This is a genomic window from Lacticaseibacillus nasuensis JCM 17158 (genome assembly GCF_001434705.1).
GTDB lineage: Bacteria > Bacillota > Bacilli > Lactobacillales > Lactobacillaceae > Lacticaseibacillus > Lacticaseibacillus nasuensis.
Genome location: NZ_AZDJ01000016.1, coordinates 102,513 through 121,025, shown reverse-complemented (window position 1 = coordinate 121,025; position 18,513 = coordinate 102,513). Strand labels below are relative to the sequence as shown.

Below are 18,513 nucleotides of genomic sequence, written 5' to 3'. Positions count from 1 at the left end.
GTGAACGTGCCTTCTGCATCGGCATCACCAAGCTTAGCGCTTGGCTTAAAGGCATCCACGGCCACAGTTGAGCTAACCGTCGCGGTGGTTGGTTCAGCACTCAACGTTGGCTTGGCCACGGTGTAAATCACCGTCGTCGTGGCGTCTGTTGGTGCAATTGCCATGTACCCATCTGCATCCACAGCTGGGTTCTTAGCCGCAATCTTGCTGCCAACGGCAACGCTAGTTCCGTCGATCGTTGGGTTGGTGGCGAACTGCTTACTGAAGTCTTCAACGGTTTCATCCGTGAAGGCCTTATCGGCCTTGTAACTTACCGCGCCAGTGACGGCATCGGTATACGCATGACCAGTAGCGGTTTGCGTCTTGTCAGAACCAAGAGCCGTTTTATCAACAGTTTGGGCTTTAATCGTCCAAGTTGCCGTGTAAGCATCGCCTTCAGTCAGCACGTGCTTGACGTATACATCGATCGTGCTGCCATCAAACGTGCCAGCTGGCACTTGAGTGGCATCGGTCGGTTCACCGTCAACCGTGACGTAGTCCGTCGTGGCTTCGGTGTACTTGCTACCGTCTATGCCGTCAGCTGCCGTCATCTGATCGATGGTGGCAGTAAAGCCGTCGTAATTTGTGCCTACGCCGCCTTCAAGCGTCTTCTTACCAATGACTTCACCAGTGGTTTGGTCATGGTAGGTCACAGTCAAACTAGACTGGGCGATGACGTTCAACGTCACAGCCTTCGTTACTGTCTTTCCACCGTCCGTATAGGATAAGGTAACGGTGTAGGTGCCGACATCAGTTGCCTGAATCGCACCGCCCTTTAAGCCTAGAGAATCACCGTTTTCATCCGTTGCACTAACGATTTTGACCTTACTGCTGTCGCCAGATTTGCCATTCGCGTTCGTGGTCGCGCCGTCAATAAAGTCGCTGGCAGGCACACTCGCCCCGCTGGTTACCTCTACATTCTTCGCAGAGAAGCTGGTGTTATCTGTGACGGTGAGCGTCGTTGGCTGACTCACAGTCTTGCCACCATCCGAGAAGACAAAGGTCAGATTATAGTTGCCTTCCTTTGCGGCTGCTTCAGCTAAAGTAACTGTGGCGCCCGTCGCGTCAGTGAGCTCGGTCATCACTGCAGCCTTGGTAGAGGCGTCGCCATGAGCATTGGTTTGACCAGAATAGAAGTCACTCTCAGCGATGGCATCACCGACGTTGATTGACTTCGAAGCAGCAACATTAAAGCTGGTCTCATCGGTAATCGTGAGCGCAACGTCTGTCGTCTTCTGGGTGTCTCCATTGACATACGTAATCGTCACGGTATAGGCACCCGCAGTATCACCGGTCGTCTTGATCGTGTCGCCATCAAGAACTGCGCTATCTTTGGAATTATCACCAGCACTGTTCTTCACAAGCGCCGTAATGCTGTAATCGCCGCCCTCAAGAGGTGTCGTCCCATCCGGACCAATGGCTTGGGGATCAAAGTCCGCAACACTGATGGTATCGCCCACTTTGGCGTCTACATGAGTGGCGTTCAACTTGGAGTTATCAATCACAGTCAACGTGGCCGTTGCACTCTTTGAAACTCCGTGATCTTGATAAGTGAAAACAACCCTGTACCCTGCTCCATCAACATCCGTATCGATCGTGTGATCAGCCGCGATTTTAACACCACCGTCTATGCTGAATGTCACCTTACTCTTATCTGTGTCGGTAACATCTTGACCGGAAGCGTTAATCAGCTGAGTAATCATCTGGTCGATGTTGAATGCTTGACCGCGTACTACCGTCTTATCACTAGCCGTGATGGCGGTAGCATTATCGGTTACTTTCACCGTCGCAGGCACAGTCTTTTCGCCATAATTTAAAGCAACCCGATACTCACCCGCGGGCAAGCTGGTCGTATCAAACTGGCCATCAACGATGCTGTCGCTGCCTGCAGTGGACCACGTAATGGTCAGGTCTTCAGGATCTCCCGGATTACCAGCCTTATCCGTCAATGCGCCCGGGTTCAATTTGCCATCAGTCGTGACGAAATCAGCACCAGTTACTAATGTGCCCGCAGGTACGGAAATATCTTGGGGAGTGATGGTAGTTTTGTCGTTCTGGTAATGCGCAGTGTAATTTACATTTGTCGGTACCGCAGAAACATACTTCACGCCGCCAATCGTAAGGGCCTTCGTGTTCTTATCAGTTGGAACAGGAACAGTTTCGCTATCAGTAACCGTACTGCTATCAGCGTCATTGGTCGTGTTCACATACTTAGCGCCATCAGCGAGTGGTGAATCTAACTTCACCTCGGACCACGGTGTTCCATTAGTAAGGGTCGGATCCAAACCTATGACCGTTTGAGTGTAGATGGATTCGCCTGTGACCTGGTCCTTGACTTGATACCAGTTCGCAGTTTGCGTCTTGGCATCAACTTTCGTGCCATCACCGGTATCATAGTTGATCGTCCATGTTGCAGTGACTGGAGTCGCTCTCCAGATTGTCAATGCATGCGTCACGTAAATCGTATACGGCGATGTTGACAACTTAATTTCGACCGGCTTCGCAGCGCCCTTGTCAATCACATTACCATTGGCATCCGCATAGTCCGTGGTGGTTTCGTTGTAGGTGCCAGTGACACCAGTTGCCAACTTCAAATCGTTTAGACGCGCCGTATAACTCTGTGAACTGTCTTTGGCCCCACTAATTGTGTCCGTAGCAATCGTCTTACCAGTCACAACATCGACGTAATTAATCGTCTGGTCAACCAGCTCGCCAACGGTCAACTGGGTGGTCTTCGTGACCGTCTTGCCACCAACACTGTAGGCGAAGGTAATCGTATAAGTCTTCCCAGCCTGATCAGCCGTAAAAGTGGTTTGCAAATCATTCGAAACCTGATTGCTGATGACTTTGCCAGAATCATCTGTCATCGTCACGGTCAATCCTTGACCTTGATATACTTCAGCAGGTGAGCTTGCAATTTCATCGCCGACAACATCAGTCATCTTGGTAATCAGACTGCCAATGTCGAAGGCTTGGTCAGGCGTAGCAGTCGCGGACGACTTCGTCTCCAAAGTCGTCGCATCGGTCACGTGCATAGTGGCTGTCTTAGTCACCTGCTTATCAGTAGCCGAATCTGTGTAAGTCAATGTGACCTTGTAATCACCCGCATCAGCATGAGCGCCATTAATCACGCCATTGCTCAACATGAGCACCTGATCAGCGCTCGGCATAATCTGGAAAATAGACTTGTCGACCGCGTCACCATTTGCTTTAGTGACGTTGGTGATTTTAACTAAGAAGCCGTTGAGCAGAACACTCTTATTATCTTTCGTTGAATCATAGATTGTCTTGCCGGTTGCATCGGTCAGCTTATCCACGAATTGATCGATAGAAACCGACTTGCCTGGTTGTGTGGTCGGTTCCGTTGTCTTCAGCGTCATGTCGGCCTTGTTCGCAACATTAACCGTGGCAGTACCGGTAATGGTCTCACCGGTAATTGGATCCGTATACTTTAATGGAATCTTGAGCGTTGTTCCGGCTGTCGCTGTGGAATATTGGGAAAGGTCTTTGTCCGTTGTTACTTTAGACGCATCACCCTTGCTCCCATCAGAGTTGGTCACACTTTGGACAAGCTTTGAAAGATCGTCATCAATCTTGTCGTTAATCTTCTCGTTTTGTGCGACATCCAGGATAACCCCATCCAGCTTGGCCTCATTCGCTTCAACGACGAAAGACCCGCCGAGCCGAGTCTGACCAGTGAGTGAGTAGGTAGAGGCAAAGTTTGGTACCTTGGCCGTTAGCTGGCTGTTCAAATAAGCAAGGCCTGCATCGGTCAGCACGAAATAAGGACTGTGTGTCTTACCCGCTGTCACGTCAGTTACCGTGGAACTAAAGCGGAAGTATGTACTGCTTGTCAATGGCACGGTTGCTAGAGTCGCACCTTTTGGATCCTTAACAGTGACACTGAGCGTCCCTTTGTAGGTATTCGAAATTTGTTCGTTGTAATCTGCTGGGGCCTTTGCGGACGAAACTTCGCGCACAGTCACCGTGCCGTCCAAAGTCAATGGGGCTTCGTCAAGATTGCTAAACTGTGCGGTCCCTGTAGCATCACCGCTGGTGAAATCAATCACCACTGGCTTGCTTGCATTTGCAGCATTGTAAGCATCAACTAAGCCCTGAACCGTCTTTTGTCCAGCAACAGTCAATGTAAACTGATACTCGGTATCAGTAGTACTACCATTGGGATTATCAAATTGAACATCTGACTTAGTCAGGCTAACTGTCTGCGTTGAGCCGTCAGGAAAGGTCACCGTAGCAACTTCAGTCCCAAGCGAGCCGAAGGCGGTGGAAATCTTGGTGCCTGGTGCCGCCTTGTAGGTATAGTCACCTAGGTTTAGTTTGGCCGCTTTAGGAAGCGTGTAGTCGACAGACTCACCATCAATATTGTCGGCACCGGATTTTTGCTCAATGACCGGTGTTAGCGTAATCTTCTGGCCGGCATATTTAGCGTCGAATGAGTACGAGAAAGTACCATTCGAGACGTCAGCAGTCACAGTGTCACCGCCAACGGAAATTTCGACGGTATTTGCACCTGTGCTCGTTTTACCTGAAAGGGCCAGCTTGCTACCATCTGGCTTGACTGATAAGTTATCCGCACTCATCGTTGGAGCATTGGCATAATACAGCGTATCAGTCTTCATTCCAGAGACGCTGGACAACGCGGCTCCAGAAGATACAGCCCCATTAGTGACCGCACCAGAAATCTTAACCGGCTGTGCTCCTTCACCCTCAACAACGGACGTGCCCTTTTCAACACTTAACGTAACTGGTAGCGTCACGTTCACATCAGAAATGGCACCGTTATACAACGCATTACTCAGTAACGTTGCGGGATCTTTCAGCGCTTTGTTTACAAAACTATTAAAGAATGGTCCGAGACCGATACCGCCAATCCCATTCCACATAAAGGTCAGTCCAGGAATATCGGTACTAGTATAAGCGGCGTTAATCGCAGTAATCGCGTCTTGGTACCCTTGCACAACCAAATCCTGCAGCTTGCCAATATCGGTAATCTGCATTGAGACGATGCTACCGCCATCAGTTGCCCCGGTGACTTTCGCGGTAAATGTGACAGAAGGTGTCTGAACGGGCTTAATGCCATCAATCCCCTTCAGCGCTTCTTGCACATCATCTGCATCAAAGCTCTCGTCACCTTGTTGAGCCACGCCAGCAAGAATTGCGTATGGACTAAGGGTGAAACTGACTTGTGACTGCCCGTCAGCCGCGACCGTAATCCCTTTTGGAATGTAAACTGAAACATATGAATCGTTCAGTGAGACGTTCTTAGTTGTGGCACCAGATGCATCAACGGTGATTAAAGCCTTGGTTGGCGCTTGGTCATTTGTGTAATTACCACTCGGCAGCGCGTCGTTAGATGCTTCACCCTGGCCATTCGTATCATCATCAGCGATTGTCGCCCCACTGCTTGGATTGGTCGTGATCTTAATTGTAGTCGCCTTAAAGCTGGACTGAGCACCGGCGGCAACCACTCGAATTGTTTGTGGCTGGCCGGTCTTCTTAAACTGTTCAGCAGCCAGCGCCTTGGCGGCATTCAGCTCGTCAGTCGTCGGCTCAACCAAAGTAATGACGTTTTCTTCAAGCGTCGGTGTGGTTGTGGTGTTGGCCACAGTCGTGTTCGCCGCCGTCCCGGCAATCGCTGCTTCGGCCGCACCCGTAGTTTCAGTCGGTGCAGTTGCTTCAGTCGTTGCGGTTGCAGTTGCTTCCGCAGCCGTAGTGTCAGTGCTAGCGGCTAGTTCCCCATTGCTAGCCGGCGTCGTACTCGAAGTAGCAGCGGCTGTGCTCTCTGCAGTCGTTGCGGTTTGAGCCTTGGCACTGGCGGCGTCAGCAGTCGCTGGCGCCTTTGTTTCTGTGGCAGCCGCTGGTTCGGCGGTACTGGTCGCCGTCGATTCAGTGGTGGCCGCACTTGCCTCCGTGGTCGCCGGTGTTGTAGCAGTGGCACTTGCCGCTGCCGCTTCAGGCACCTCAACGGCGGTCGTCGTGCTAGTTTCGCCATTCAAGGCCGCACTTAGCTCAACGGTGCCGGTCGCCTTCAGCTCAATGCTGAATTGACCATCCGCCGCCGCTTCGGCTTCGGTGGTTTCACCAGTGCTGGTCGTAGCGGTCACTTTAGCGCCCGCGGTAGTTTTCCCAGTAATTGTTACAGTCCCGTCACTAGCAGTCGTCGCCTTGGCATCCGTGATCTTTGGCGTTGTGATGGCAGTGGTATTACCTGTAGTGCTATCACTTTGCGCCTGAACACTGGTGCTTGGCGTCGCGTCCGTCGCTTCTTCGGCGGCCTGGACGGAATTGGTTTCCATGAATGGCAGCAACATGAAGAAGGTCGTCGCTAAGCCGGCAAACGCCCACTTCTTACCATTCTTATACATCTTAAAGCGGACTTTGCGGTCCTCATCAATCCGAATTGGTCTATGATTCTCGGTAGAGTGTGATTTCATCGTACTCCTCCTTAGATTAGGTAAATCAGGGTAGAACCTTGAGAGCAACAATTGACGGAAAAAGGGTAAACTACCCCGTTTCGAGAAAAATTATAGCACCATGAGATTCGCAGTCTAAGTCATAATTGCAAAAAATCTATAATATTTTTGAACTAAAATCGTAGACTTTGTACAATTACGATTCGTATGGCCACAATCTCTAGTCCCGAGCCTACTTTACACGATTACCAAGAGTCATGACACCAAACCACTCAAATATAAAGCACAAAAAAAGTGGCAATTTTAGCCACTCCTTCTGAACGCCGGCGATTCGGCATTCTCGCAATTATAGGAATTTGTTTTATACTACCTTGCCAACAAATTTCTGATTCTGTGAGGCACATCCTGCAGACTGCCACTTGTCGTTACCTGTCGTCAAGAATCCTCAGTAGCGACATCCCCTGACCCTCCATTTAACCATAATCAGTTGAAGGTGAGTATTGGTCAACTCGATTAACCGCTTACTTCCCGGCCGACATATTCGGGCTATTTTTGAAGACTCACCCGCACCTCATACCCGCGCAAAGTGGTCCCGTGCGGCGCCGGATAATTGGCCAGAACCACCTCACCCGGCAGGTCCGCGGCCTCCCGCGTCACCGGCTCGGTGCCAAAGTTCGCCACCACGTTCAGCGTTTGTCCCTGCCAGTGCCGGCGGTAGGCCCACACCTGCGGATCGTCCGGTAACAACAGCTCGTAGTCGCCTTCGACGATGATCGGCAACTCGCGGCGCAGCGCGGTGAGCTGGCGGTACCAGGCCAGCACCGAGTCGGCATCGGCGGCTTCGGCGGCCGCGTTAATCGTGGCGTGGTTGGGGTTCACCGCTAGCCAAGGCGTGCCGGTGGTGAACCCGGCGTTGGCCGCGGCGGTCCACTGCATCGGCGTGCGCGCGTTGTCGCGACTGCTGGCGTGCATCCCCGCCAGCATCTGCGTCGGCGTCAGCTTGTGCTGGTCGATCACCAGCTCCTGGTAGGCGTTGACAGTTTCAATGTCGCGGTAATCGGCGATGCTGGCCAGGTGGTAGGCGTTGGTCATCCCCAGCTCCTCGCCTTGGTAAATATACGGCGTGCCTTGCAAGCAATGCAGCACCGCCGCCAGCAGCTTCGCCGATTGCACCCGCCACTGCGGCGCGTCGTTGCCAAAGCGGCTGACCACTCGCGGCTGGTCGTGATTGTTCCAATATAGGGAGTTCCACGCCTTGCCGTGCAGCGCCACTTGCCACTGGCTCATGATGCGCTTGAGCTCGACTAACGACCACGGGTGCTGTACCCAGCGGCCATACTCGCGGTCCAGCCCCAGGTCCATGTGCTGGAACGTGAACACCATGTTCAACTCGCCGCTGTCAAACCCGGCGTATTGCAAGGCTTGGGCCGGCGTCACCCCCGGCGTTTCGCCGACGGTCATGACTTCGCGGCCGGCCAGCACCGCCTGGTTCATCTCCTGCAGGTATTCATGCACATGCGGGCCGTTGACGAAGCTGGCGCCGCTGGTGAGATCGGCCGGTTTGCTGATGAAGTTAATGACATCCATGCGAAACCCATCGACGCCAGCATCCAACCACCAGCGCATCATCGCATACACGTCGGCGCGCATGGCTGGATTCTCCCAGTTGAGATCCGGTTGCTTGGTGGCAAACAGGTGCAGGTAATATTGCCCCGTCGCCTCATCCCACTGCCACGCCGAGCCGCCAAAGCCGCCGCCCCACTGGTTCGGGGCGTGGCCGGCGACCGGGTCGCGCCAGATGTAGTAGTCGCGCTTGGCGTTGTCGCGGCTGCGGCGGCTTTCGACGAACCACGGGTGCTCGTCGCTGGTGTGGTTCACCACCAGGTCCATGACGATGCGCAAGCCCAACGCATGGGCGTCTGCCAGCAGCGCCTGAAAGTCGGCCATGGTGCCAAACTCCGGGTTGATGGCCTGGTAGTCACTGATGTCGTAGCCGTTGTCGGCATTCGGCGTGGCGTACACCGGGTTGAGCCAGATCACCGTGGCACCGAGGTCGCGAATATACGTCAGGTGCTCGCGAATCCCGTTGAGATCGCCGATGCCATCACCATTACTGTCTTGAAAACTCCGCGGATAGACCTGATACACCACCGCGTTTTGCCACCATGTCGCCATTGCTGCCTCCTAATTGTCGATTTGCGTGAATGTGACGTGACTGTCGTGCCCCGGGCCGGTGAGAATCTGCTGATGCGCCACCACCCCGGATTCGGCCGGGGCATAAGGCCCGGCCGCTGTGTTCGTATTGGGAAAAATCAAGTTGGCCGCAGCGCTGGCAATGTCCAGCCGCAGCCGGTGGCCTGGTGCCAGATAATACGCCGTTTTCTGCGTCTGCAGGTGATAATGCACCGGCTCGCCAGGCGTCAGCGGCACCGGCGTGTTCCCGTTGCGGTAGCGCGCGTTCATCACCCCGTCGGCCATGTTCAGGCTTTCGCCGGTGGGGGTGACATCCGTCAGGCGCACCACCCAGTCGGTGTTCACCGCGCTAGAAATCGCGTCGAAGTCGACGTCAAACCAGCCCGCCACAGTGAGGCCGGCGGTGAGCGGCGCGCTAGTGAAGCTCACCACGTCGCCGCGCTGCTCGACGGTGGCGTAGTCGTTGGGGTACTCGAACTCGTTGGCCGACACGTCCAGGAGCTGTGGCGTGGGGTCGGCGGGGTCGTAGTCGAAGTCGGCGTGCCCGGCGGTTTGCGGCGCGGTCGGCCCGAAGCTGGCCGTGGTCGCATCCAGTACCCAGTGTTGTGTCGTGCCCGCCGGCGGGAAGCTGGCGGCGGTGCGCCAGTGAGCTTGATGCACCACGTCGTATTCGACGGTGGGCTCGCGGTCGACACCGTTGTCGATGCCATTGAGCCAGTGGTCAAAGAAGCGCTGGTGCAACACGTCGAGGTCGAACCGCACGGCTTGTTCGCCGAGGTGAATCGGGCCGAGGTCATACTGGGCGTTGCCGCCATGCAACCACGCGCCGAGAATCACCTTGCGCCGCCCGGCGGGGTAGTCCTTGGTGACGTTCAGCGCCGCCGTGGTGCCGATGCCGTCGTCGTCATACCAGCCGCTTTGAATCAGCACCGGCACGGTGATGCCCGCCGCGCGCGCCGGCCAGTCCATGACCGCATGCCAGTCATCGTCGTCGGGGTGCGCGGTGATGGTGGTAAAGCCTGGAATCTCGTGGCCGAGCCCAACCACCGGAATCTGCTTCAGCGGCCGGATTTTCAACAGCTTGGTCCAGTCCTGGCGGGTCATCTTGCTGGGGTCAAAGTAGCGCTCGTCGGTGGCAAACAGCCAGGACGCCAGCGCCGACAGCGGCGCGCCGCGGCGGTAAAACATGTCGTCGAAGCTGCTGCCGGAGGTGACCTCACTGATCATCGCGGCAAGGTATGGGCTGCGGCTGGCGGCGGCCATCCACTGCACGCCGCCGCTGTATGAGCCACCGTACATGCCGATTTTGCCGGTACTCCACGGCTGCGCGGCAAGCCAGGCCAAGGCGGCCGCGCCGTCGCCTTCCTCATAATACATCGGCAGCCACTCACCTTGCGAGTCGTTGCGCCCGCGCACGTCTTGAATCGCCACGGCGAACCCGCGCTGGGCAAAATGCACCAGGTTCTGCCGGTACAGGCCGCGGCCATACGGGGTGCGCATGAACACCGTCGCCACTGGCCCGGCCCCCGCCGGCAGCTGAATGCTGGTGGCGAGCTGCACGCCGTCTGTCATCGGCACCATCGCGGTTTGTTCAGCCGGCAGCGGGGCCGGGTCGTTCAGTAACAACCCAGCAGCCTGCCAGTAGCGCAGCGACGACAGCTGCTCCTTGCCCACCGCGATCACGACGTTGGTTTGCGAGTGGCCGGTGTGCTGGCAGCCCACCACCACGCCGTGATCGATAATCAGGTTGATGGCCGGCCGCGCTTGGCGGTTGATGATGACATGCGGATCGGCCGTGCGGGCATACTGGCGCTCGTGCCAGGTGAAGCTGGCCCCGTTCGGCACCGTGGCACCGGCAATGGTGGTGAGCCACGGCTCCAGGGGCAGGCGCGCCCAGGCCGATAACGCGGCCCAATCCAGCGCGCCGGTGCCACCAGCGGTCCAGGTGAGCTCGGCCTGCCCGGCAGTCACCCTGAATTGCGCCTCGCGCACCCCGCTTTGATAAAACGCATAATCGGTCATGCGAACACCTCCGCTGCCACGTGCACGCCGAGCCCCGGCTCGGCCGTAAGGTGATAATCCGGGCCCGTCCCGGTGAACCCGCCGGTCAACCACGGCGTGTCCTTCAACAACATCACGGAATCCAAGTCGCACCAGCGCACGTTGGCGTGGGCGGCGGCGAAGTGTACCGCCGCGGCGATGCCCAGCCGGCTTTCGGCCATGCAGCCAATCATGCACGGAATCCCGGCCGCTTCGGCCACCCGGTTGATGGCTTCGGCACCATAGATGCCATCGGCCTTCATCAGCTTGATGTTGATGGCATCGGCCTCGCGCTTGGCGACGACCTTAGCCGCATCGGCGGCGCTATGCACCTGCTCATCCAGCATCAGCGTCTGGTGAATATTGGCGCGAATCAGCGCGTTGTCGCCCCCTTGCGCGGCGGGTAGCGGTTGTTCGAGAATCGTCAGGTTCGGTTGGGTAAAACTGGTCATGAATTGAATCGCCTGCTTGGCGGTCCAGGCCTGATTGGCGTCGAGCTTCACGTGCACGCTGGCCGGCACGGCGGCGAGAATCGCCGCCACCGCGTCGTGATCCTGCGTGAAGTCGCCGCCGACTTTCACCTTCAACTCGGTGAACCCGGCGGCCACGGCTTGTTGCACGTCCGCCACCATGGTCGCCACCGACCCGATAGAAATGGTCAAATCGGTGGTGATGTGGTCGCTGGCGCCGCCGAGTAACTTGTACACCGGCAGGCCCGCCGCCTTACCCAACAAGTCGTACAAGGCAATATCGATGCCGGCCTTCAAGGCGGAGTGGCCAATGAGCTTGCCGGCCATGGCGCGGTGTGCTGCCTCGATGGCCAGCGGATCGGTGCCCACCAGTACGGCTTGTAAGGCGGGCAGCGCCGCTAGCTCCGAGGCGATGCTTTCGCTGGTGATGAGTTCCATCGGGTTGACTTCCCCGTCGCCGACCAGCCCGGTGTCGGTCATGATCCGCACCAGGAGAATCGGAATGTGGGTGTAGGTGGCAAAGGCCACCGTAAACGGTTCGCGCAGCTCGACCTCCTGCGGGACGGCCTTGATTTCGGTAATTTTCATCGCTTGACCTCGATTAGAGTTTGATTAATTCAAGGTTACAAGTTCCCTCATTAATGTCAACCCCGGAAACACGGTCCACCGTCATCAATATTCCGGTATACTGAACCTATTAGGAGGAGTGTAACGTGATGAAACGGGGAATCTTTTTGCTCGGCGTCTTGGCCTGTCTGCTGACCGACTGCGCCGCCAGTACCGCACCAACCACCACCAAGGCCGACTTGCGCGCGGCGCGGGCGACCAGCACCAGCCTGGCCGCGGCGCAAACCAAGGCCGATCGCACCAGCATGAGCCTGCACAAAGTCGACGCCGCCTTGGCCAGCCAACAAAGTGACCGCGCGGCGGCCGCCAGCAAGGCCAAAGCCGTAGCCGAGAGCAAGGCTGCAGTGGCCGCTGCCGCCAAGGCGAGTGCCGCGGCGAAGGCCAGTGCGGCCAGCGCCCAAGCGGCCGCGGCGCAAGCCAAAGCCGCCAGCACCCGCCGCGCGCAAGCCGCCGCTGCCACCAAGCGCCGCAGTACCGCCGGCAAGGTGACCACCGGGACGCAAGGCAAGATCATCGGCAACGTGAACTCCAAGATCTACCACGTGCCCGGGCAGGCCGGCTACCACATGAACGCCGCCAACGCCGTGTACTTCAATAGTGAAGCCGCGGCGCAAGCGGCCGGGTACAGAAAGGCCAAGCGGTGATGAACATGCGTAAACTCGTTATTTTGCTCACTGCCTTGTTGGCCCTCGCCGGTTGTGGCCAAACCAAGGCCGAACGGCAAGCCGCCAAGCGCAGCAGTGAGGTCACCGCGTTGAAGCGCGCCAATCGCGCCGCCAAGGCCGACCTGTCCAGCACCAAGGCCGCCAACCGCGCCACCCAGTCGGCCATCGCCAGCCGCCGCAGCGCCTTGGCCACAGTCGCCAGCAAACCCGCCGCGGCCAAGCAGCCACCTGCGGCCAAACCGAGTACCGACCTAGCGGCGAAAAACTACGCCGGCACCCAGGAGATCTCGGTGAATAACAATGTCCCAGGCTTTAGCGCCGCAGACGTGAGCCTCGCCCATGGCGCCTGGGAACGGTACGCGAACCTCGACAGTTTGAACCGGGCCCGCACCGCCGAGGCGATGCTGAACCAGTCGCTGATGCCGACGCAACCGCGGGAGGGCCTCACCTGGGATCCCACCGGCTGGCGCAACAAGCGCACCGCGCACGGCTGGCTGTACAACCGCAGCCACCTGATTGGGTTTCAACTCAGCGGCGAGAACAACAACCCGAAGAACCTGATCACCGGCACCCAAAGCCTGAACAACCCGCTGATGCTGGCGCACGAAATGGACATCGCCACCTACCTTAAGGCCAGCACCAGGCACTTCGTTCGCTACGAGGTGGCACCGGTGTACCGCGGCAACGAGCTCGTCGCCCGCGGCGTGCACATGCGCGCCCAATCCGTCGGCGACAACACCATCCGCTTCAACGTCTACATCTTTAACGTCGAACCGGGCTACACCATCAATTATGCGGACGGAACCAGCCAGAAAAATTGATCCAGATCTGGCAACCGTCTCGCCGACTCATTGCCAGTGGCAGTGCACTCCACATGCTAGCGATTCAGCAGTTGAACAAAGCCTTGGCTTGACCCCAATGTGCGACTGGGGCCAAGCCATTTTTGCGCTTCTGCAACGCCAGCCTAGCTGCCCCTTTCCCCGATGCTGGCCATACCAATCTGGCACAAGAAAAGCCCGACAATCATCAGACGATTCGTCTAACCATTATCGGGCTTTTCAGATATGACAGGTGCCTGGTGATGTTCACCGTCATTCATTGCGCGCTGAGGGTTACTCGATGCTTAGCTACGGATTGATTTTGGCTGCTAATTTGCCCGACGTTTACGATCAACGTCGATGCCAATGAGCATCAGCAGTGCAGTGCCAAGCAAGGCGAGCGCAGAGTCAGATTGATTACCAGTCTGCGGTAACGTGGCGCGCTTAGCCGTTGCCGTCGTCTCGGCGGTAACCGGCGTCTTGGTCGTCACTTCGTCGTGTGGAGTCTGCTTCGGACCAGGATAATCAACATGCGTACGCCGCGGTTCAACCGGTTGCGGCGTATACGTCACGGTCACAGTTTGAGCGTCATTCGGGGCGAGTAAGGCGGCCACAACGACTGCTTGACTAGCCGTATAGCCTGGCACGGTTGGGCTGGTGACAGCCGATACAGAGCCAGTGGTTGGCGCCCATGGCGAGTCAATCGTCACCACTTTCGTCACCAGATCTTCGTGACCGGTGCGCGTAAAGGTGACCGTCTGCGAAACTGGTTCAGCGACTTGAGCGCCATCACTCGCTTTGACGTACTCGATGGTACGAGTCGCAGTCGTCGTGAGAGCAGTCGGCTTGGCATCATGGGGGTCACCTGGTGTAACCGGGACCACAATGTGCGCTAGCTTGACGAAAAAGGCCTGATCTTTTCCGGTATCCATATCAAACACAATCCCGTTGGCGGTGTCGTCGCTGACCAACTCGTAACCTTGGCCCTGATAATTCTGGATCCGGTCAGTCGAGCTATAATTCGCAGTGGTGCCCGAGTCACCAGTGATCGCATCAACATTGCCGAGGATCTTATCTGCCGTGACATCTTGATAGGTGATGGTGGCCTTTTGCGTGTCGATTGTATAAGTGACCGTGACCGGGACATTATCGCCAGGGTTCAACGAATCCGCAGGAACAATGGCCTGATCAGGCGTGTAGCCGGCCAACGGCTTACTGTTCACAGCTGGTACCGAGCTAGTGGCTGGGGTCCATGGTGAATCAATCGTGACCGCCTTAGTCACCAGATCCTCGTGACCGGTGCGCGTGAAGGTAACGGTCTGGGTGACTGGATCAAAGACTTGGGCTCCATCGCTGGCCTTGACGTACTTGATGGTGCGGGTCGCAGTTGTCGTGAGATCAGTTGGCTTGGCATCATGGGGGTCATCTGGCGTAACCGGGACCACCGTGTGCGCCAACTTAACGAAAAAGGCCTGATCTTTTCCGGCATCCGTATCAAACACAATCCCATTGGCGGTGTCGTCGCTGACCAGCTTATAGCCTCCCCCGAGGTAAGTGTTGATCCGGTCAGTCGAGCTGTAATCGGAAGTGGCTCCCGAGTCACCAGTGATCGTATCAACATCGCCGAGGGTCGTACCTGCCGTGACATCTTGATAGGTGATAGTAGCCTTTTGCGTGTCGATCGTATAGGTGACCGTGACCGTTTTATCCGCCCCTGGTGTCAGTGAATCGGCAGACACGGTGGCCTGACTTGGCGTGTAGCCGGTTAACTCAGGGCTGACAACGGCGGGTACTGAAGCAGTGGCTGGCGTCCACGGATCCAGGGTGATGGCCTGAGTGACCAGATCCTCCGTCCCAGTACGCGTAAAGCTAACGGTTTGCGGCACTGAATCGAAAGCCTGCGAGCCATCAGTCTTGACGTACTTGATGGTGCGGATAGCTGTAGCAGTCAGATCTTTGGCATCATGTGGGTCACCTGGCGTAACCGGGACCACCGTGTGCGCCAACTTAACGAAGAAGGCCTGATCTTTCCCGGCATCCGTATCAAATACAATCCCATTGGCGGTGTCGTCACTGACGAGCTTGTAACCTTCAGCAAGGTAAGTGTTGATCCGGTCAGTGGAACTGTAATCGGCAGTGGCTCCCGAGTCACCCGTGATCGTATCAACGGCGCCAAGAGTTGTACCTGCCGTGACATCTTGATAGGTGATGGTGGCCTTCTGCGTGCCGATTGTATAGATGACGGTGACCGTCTTAGCCGCCCCCGGGGTCAAAGAATCGGCAGGAACGGTGGCCTGACTAGGGGTATAGCCAGTCAGGTTAGGACTGTCAACGGCTGGTACTGATGCAGTCGCTGGTGTCCATGGATCGTAGGTGACGACCTGGGTGACCAGGTCCTCGGTACCGGTACGCGTAAAGTTGACGGTTTGCGGAACTGGGGCAAAGGCCTGAGAGTCATCGGTCTTGACGTACTTGATGGTGCGGGTGCCCGTTGCGGTCAGATCTTTAGCATCGTGTGGGTCAGTCGGCGTCACGGGGACCTTTTGGTGAACCAGATGAATCTGTTGGTCATCGTCGCCAGTAGTGAAGGTGTAGGTGATGGTCGATGGCTGGTTATCGGCCAACTGGTAATTAGCTGGGACCACTGCAGTGTATGTGGCGGACTGGCCAATTTTACCGGATTCTGGTACTGGATCGCCAACTTGTGCCTCGTCGTTGTCGTCATCGACATACGTGATCTTCAGGCTATCATCAGCAGCAGGTTTATTGAAGATCAGCGTGATCGTCTGTGGGTCTGCAGTAAAGCTAGTTGCAGTTCCTTCTTGGCGGTCAAAAGTATAACCAGTAATCGTCTTGTCTTCGGCGGTGACGCCGCTGAACGGCGAACCAACGGCCCCACCGGTCACTCTGTCGGCTTTGATTGAATTACCATTTTCATCCTGATACTTGATTGTGATTGTGCTGTTAGCGATTGGTTGAAGGTACAAATGCTCACTATACGAATAAGAAACCGTCGCCCCTGGCGCAATCGTTAGCGTCGGGGTCTCATACTCAATCGCGGAGTCTTCACTTTGACCGAGCGAATCATCCATTGCCTTAGACTGCAGAACTGTCCCGTTAGCGGTGCCTGCGGCTGGCTTTGAATCGGACATATCGATCCCCGAGCCTAGACTCATATGGCCGGCGGCAAGGCTATCGTTCTCAGTGGGCGTTAAATACAGGGTTAAGCCATCAGGGTTAGTGTCGGTCTTATTCGTCAGGTAGGCCGAACCATCACCATTAGAAGTGATCGTGACGCCATCATCCTTCGCGCTAACCGTGTTATCGTTCTTGTTCAGGGTCATGAATGCAGTGTCAAGCATCGTCCCAATCTGGACATTAGTTAACGGTGTAGTACCAGAGTTTGTAATGAACACAGTATGCTCAAACGAACCACTCGGATCAATTGAAAGAATTTCTGAAACGGTCAGTGTAGTACCCGGTATTGCATTACCGTCAGAAATATCCTTGCGAATATATTTTGTGCCATCAGCACCCTGACCAGTGTAATAGGCTTCCGGTATTGCACTCATTTGATGCAATTGAGTATACTGACCATCCGCAGTACGTACATAGTAAGCACTCGTTCTCACAAGGTTTTCACCATCATGACCCCGCAAGGCATAACCATACAAGTTGTCACCATCGGTCACAGTATTGTAGATCAATGGCGCATCTGTCGTGTCGGCGGTGCCAGGAATCTGGCCGCCGATGGCTGTGAAGGTATAGGTCTTACCGTTACCTGGAATTGCCAGAGTCAGGGTTGGATTCGGATCGGTTTGGGCCGTTGGCGTGTCGACTTTAGTCCAGGTAATCGAATCCAGCGTGGTGGCCGAGACTGGATCGACTGCCGTCTTGAATTGTGCCGGCGCGTCCGTAGCGGCAGACTTGGCCGAAGGAGTGGCTGCAGGCTGTGCTGTAGGCTTGGCTGTACCGGCGGTTGGCGCCGACGTCACTGAGTCAGCTGGTTGCTGATCTGATTGTGCGGTGCTGGCCGCTGTTGGTTTCGCTGGGGCAGTCGTGCTTGGCGCAGTAGTTGGTTCAGTAGTTGGTTCAGTCTTCAGTTCACTCGATTGTGCATTATCGTCAGTGGCTACGGATTGAGCTGGCGTCTGCGACGCGGAAGCTTGGTTCGTAGCAGCAGAATCATCAGTTGTTGGCGTGGTCGCCGTTTTGGTCGTCTGCAGCGTCACTGCTGCGGTTGCTGGTTTTCCAGCTGTCTCCTCAACAGGCTTGACTTCGGTCGTATCAGTGGTCGCCGCGTGGGTCACCTGTCCCTGAATCGTCATGGCCCCGCCAACTGCCACCAGCAACGTGGCCAGCCAGCGCCCGTTACCCTTGAATAATTTCACCCTAGTTTTTGGTTCAGTCTCTTGGCGCAAACGATTGTGCTTCGAGAGCTTGCGATAATCTCCTACCATGGTAAATTCGCCCTTCCCGTATAATCTTTTTCTTGAAAAGAAACATTCGGATTTGTATTACGCCCATAGTGTAAAGCGTGGAAAGGTTGGGTTCAATACAAAACTGAATATTGATGAATTTAATTGTCAATTATTAGGAGCTTTGTATTTAAAAATTCCAATAACCTCACACGAAGCACTTAAGATTAAGACCATTAAGATTGGTTCGCAGTTCCCCTTCAATGGCTGCCGAACTAATAATTTAGGCTTTCCTTTATCGCCAGCTCTGAGCCCATGCAGGTTCATCAGCTTTGAATTCACACGATATTTGGTCAAAACAAAAGCCCCATCATCATCAGACTGTTCGCCTAACAATGATTGGGGCTTCAAGTAGTCAGAGCACAGATAATACATCCCAATTAACTTTTTAAAAAATAGGATATCCGAAACCATTTGTCCCATCGTACGATAACTGGCTGTAAGCTAGCCATCGGTTTGATAATCAAACTTACGATGAGCGTAGCTAAAGTTTCCCAATAATAAAGTACGCACGCATAATCGAGACCTGGGCCAAGAATTTTATCTACAATACCAGCAGAGGCGTCCACCACAATTAGATAAAGGCACGCCAAATGCCCTGCCGACTCACATCGAGTCGCCAGGGCATTTTTGGTGTCACCGGGCAAGTGGCCACTCGCCCCACTCGGCAACGGACGTCCGGCTACCGAGGGCCCCGTCGCGCGTTCGCGACGGACGCGGCGGGGCAATGAGTGTCATGGGATGTGTGC

Annotated in this window: 8 protein-coding genes; 2 read left to right on the top strand and 6 right to left on the bottom strand. The window is 55.8% G+C overall.

Translation table 11 applies throughout. The features are described from left to right. The 4 genes from FD02_RS04870 to FD02_RS04855 form a co-directional block, all read right to left on the bottom strand. A partial coding sequence (locus FD02_RS04870; RefSeq protein WP_156408240.1) for a KxYKxGKxW signal peptide domain-containing protein occupies nucleotides 1–6,494 on the bottom strand: 6,494 nt, incomplete at its 3' end. 525 nt (nucleotides 6,495–7,019) lie between these two features. After that, a complete protein-coding gene (locus tag FD02_RS04865; RefSeq protein ID WP_056950915.1) occupies nucleotides 7,020–8,648 on the bottom strand; it encodes an alpha-glucosidase in 1,629 nt (542 codons plus the stop codon). Between the two features lie 9 nt (nucleotides 8,649–8,657). Further along, a complete protein-coding gene (locus FD02_RS04860) occupies nucleotides 8,658–10,688 on the bottom strand; it encodes a CocE/NonD family hydrolase (protein WP_056950913.1) in 2,031 nt (676 codons plus the stop codon). Continuing rightward, nucleotides 10,685–11,764, bottom strand: coding sequence for a mandelate racemase/muconate lactonizing enzyme family protein (locus tag FD02_RS04855; protein ID WP_054723577.1), 1,080 nt, complete (start codon nucleotides 11,762–11,764; stop codon nucleotides 10,685–10,687). Before FD02_RS04855 ends, FD02_RS04860 begins: the two co-directional genes overlap by 4 nt. Before the next feature lie 128 nt (nucleotides 11,765–11,892). Between FD02_RS04855 and FD02_RS04850 the strand changes: the two genes are divergently transcribed. After that, nucleotides 11,893–12,447, top strand: a complete 555-nt coding sequence (locus FD02_RS04850; protein ID WP_056950911.1) for a sunset domain-containing protein — start codon at nucleotides 11,893–11,895, stop codon at nucleotides 12,445–12,447. After that, complete coding sequence (locus FD02_RS04845; RefSeq protein ID WP_420805079.1) at nucleotides 12,444–13,289, top strand: DNA/RNA non-specific endonuclease; 846 nt, start codon at nucleotides 12,444–12,446, stop codon at nucleotides 13,287–13,289. The genes FD02_RS04850 and FD02_RS04845 overlap by 4 nt, the downstream gene beginning before the upstream one ends. A 326-nt stretch (nucleotides 13,290–13,615) precedes the next feature. Here FD02_RS04845 and FD02_RS04840 read toward each other — a convergent pair whose 3' ends face one another. Further along, entirely contained in the window at nucleotides 13,616–17,677 is a 4,062-nt protein-coding gene (locus tag FD02_RS04840; RefSeq protein WP_056950909.1) for a mucin-binding protein, read from the bottom strand. Nucleotides 17,678–17,872: 195 nt separating this feature from the next. After that, the gene (locus FD02_RS11465; protein ID WP_156408238.1) at nucleotides 17,873–18,187 is read right to left on the bottom strand and encodes a hypothetical protein; all 315 of its coding nucleotides are present in this window, start codon (nucleotides 18,185–18,187) and stop codon (nucleotides 17,873–17,875) included. Nucleotides 18,188–18,513: the final 326 nt, after the last annotated feature.

What these genes read in the sequence shown, in the direction of transcription:
- FD02_RS04865 (WP_056950915.1), bottom strand. Translation starts at nt 8,648, where the DNA reads ATGGCGACATGGTGGCAAAACGCGGTGGTGTATCAGGTCTATCCGCGG.
- FD02_RS04850 (WP_056950911.1), top strand. Translation starts at nt 11,893, where the DNA reads ATGAAACGGGGAATCTTTTTGCTCGGCGTCTTGGCCTGTCTGCTGACC.
- FD02_RS11465 (WP_156408238.1), bottom strand. Translation starts at nt 18,187, where the DNA reads ATGGGACAAATGGTTTCGGATATCCTATTTTTTAAAAAGTTAATTGGG.
- FD02_RS04855 (WP_054723577.1), bottom strand. Translation starts at nt 11,764, where the DNA reads ATGAAAATTACCGAAATCAAGGCCGTCCCGCAGGAGGTCGAGCTGCGC.
- FD02_RS04860 (WP_056950913.1), bottom strand. Translation starts at nt 10,688, where the DNA reads ATGACCGATTATGCGTTTTATCAAAGCGGGGTGCGCGAGGCGCAATTC.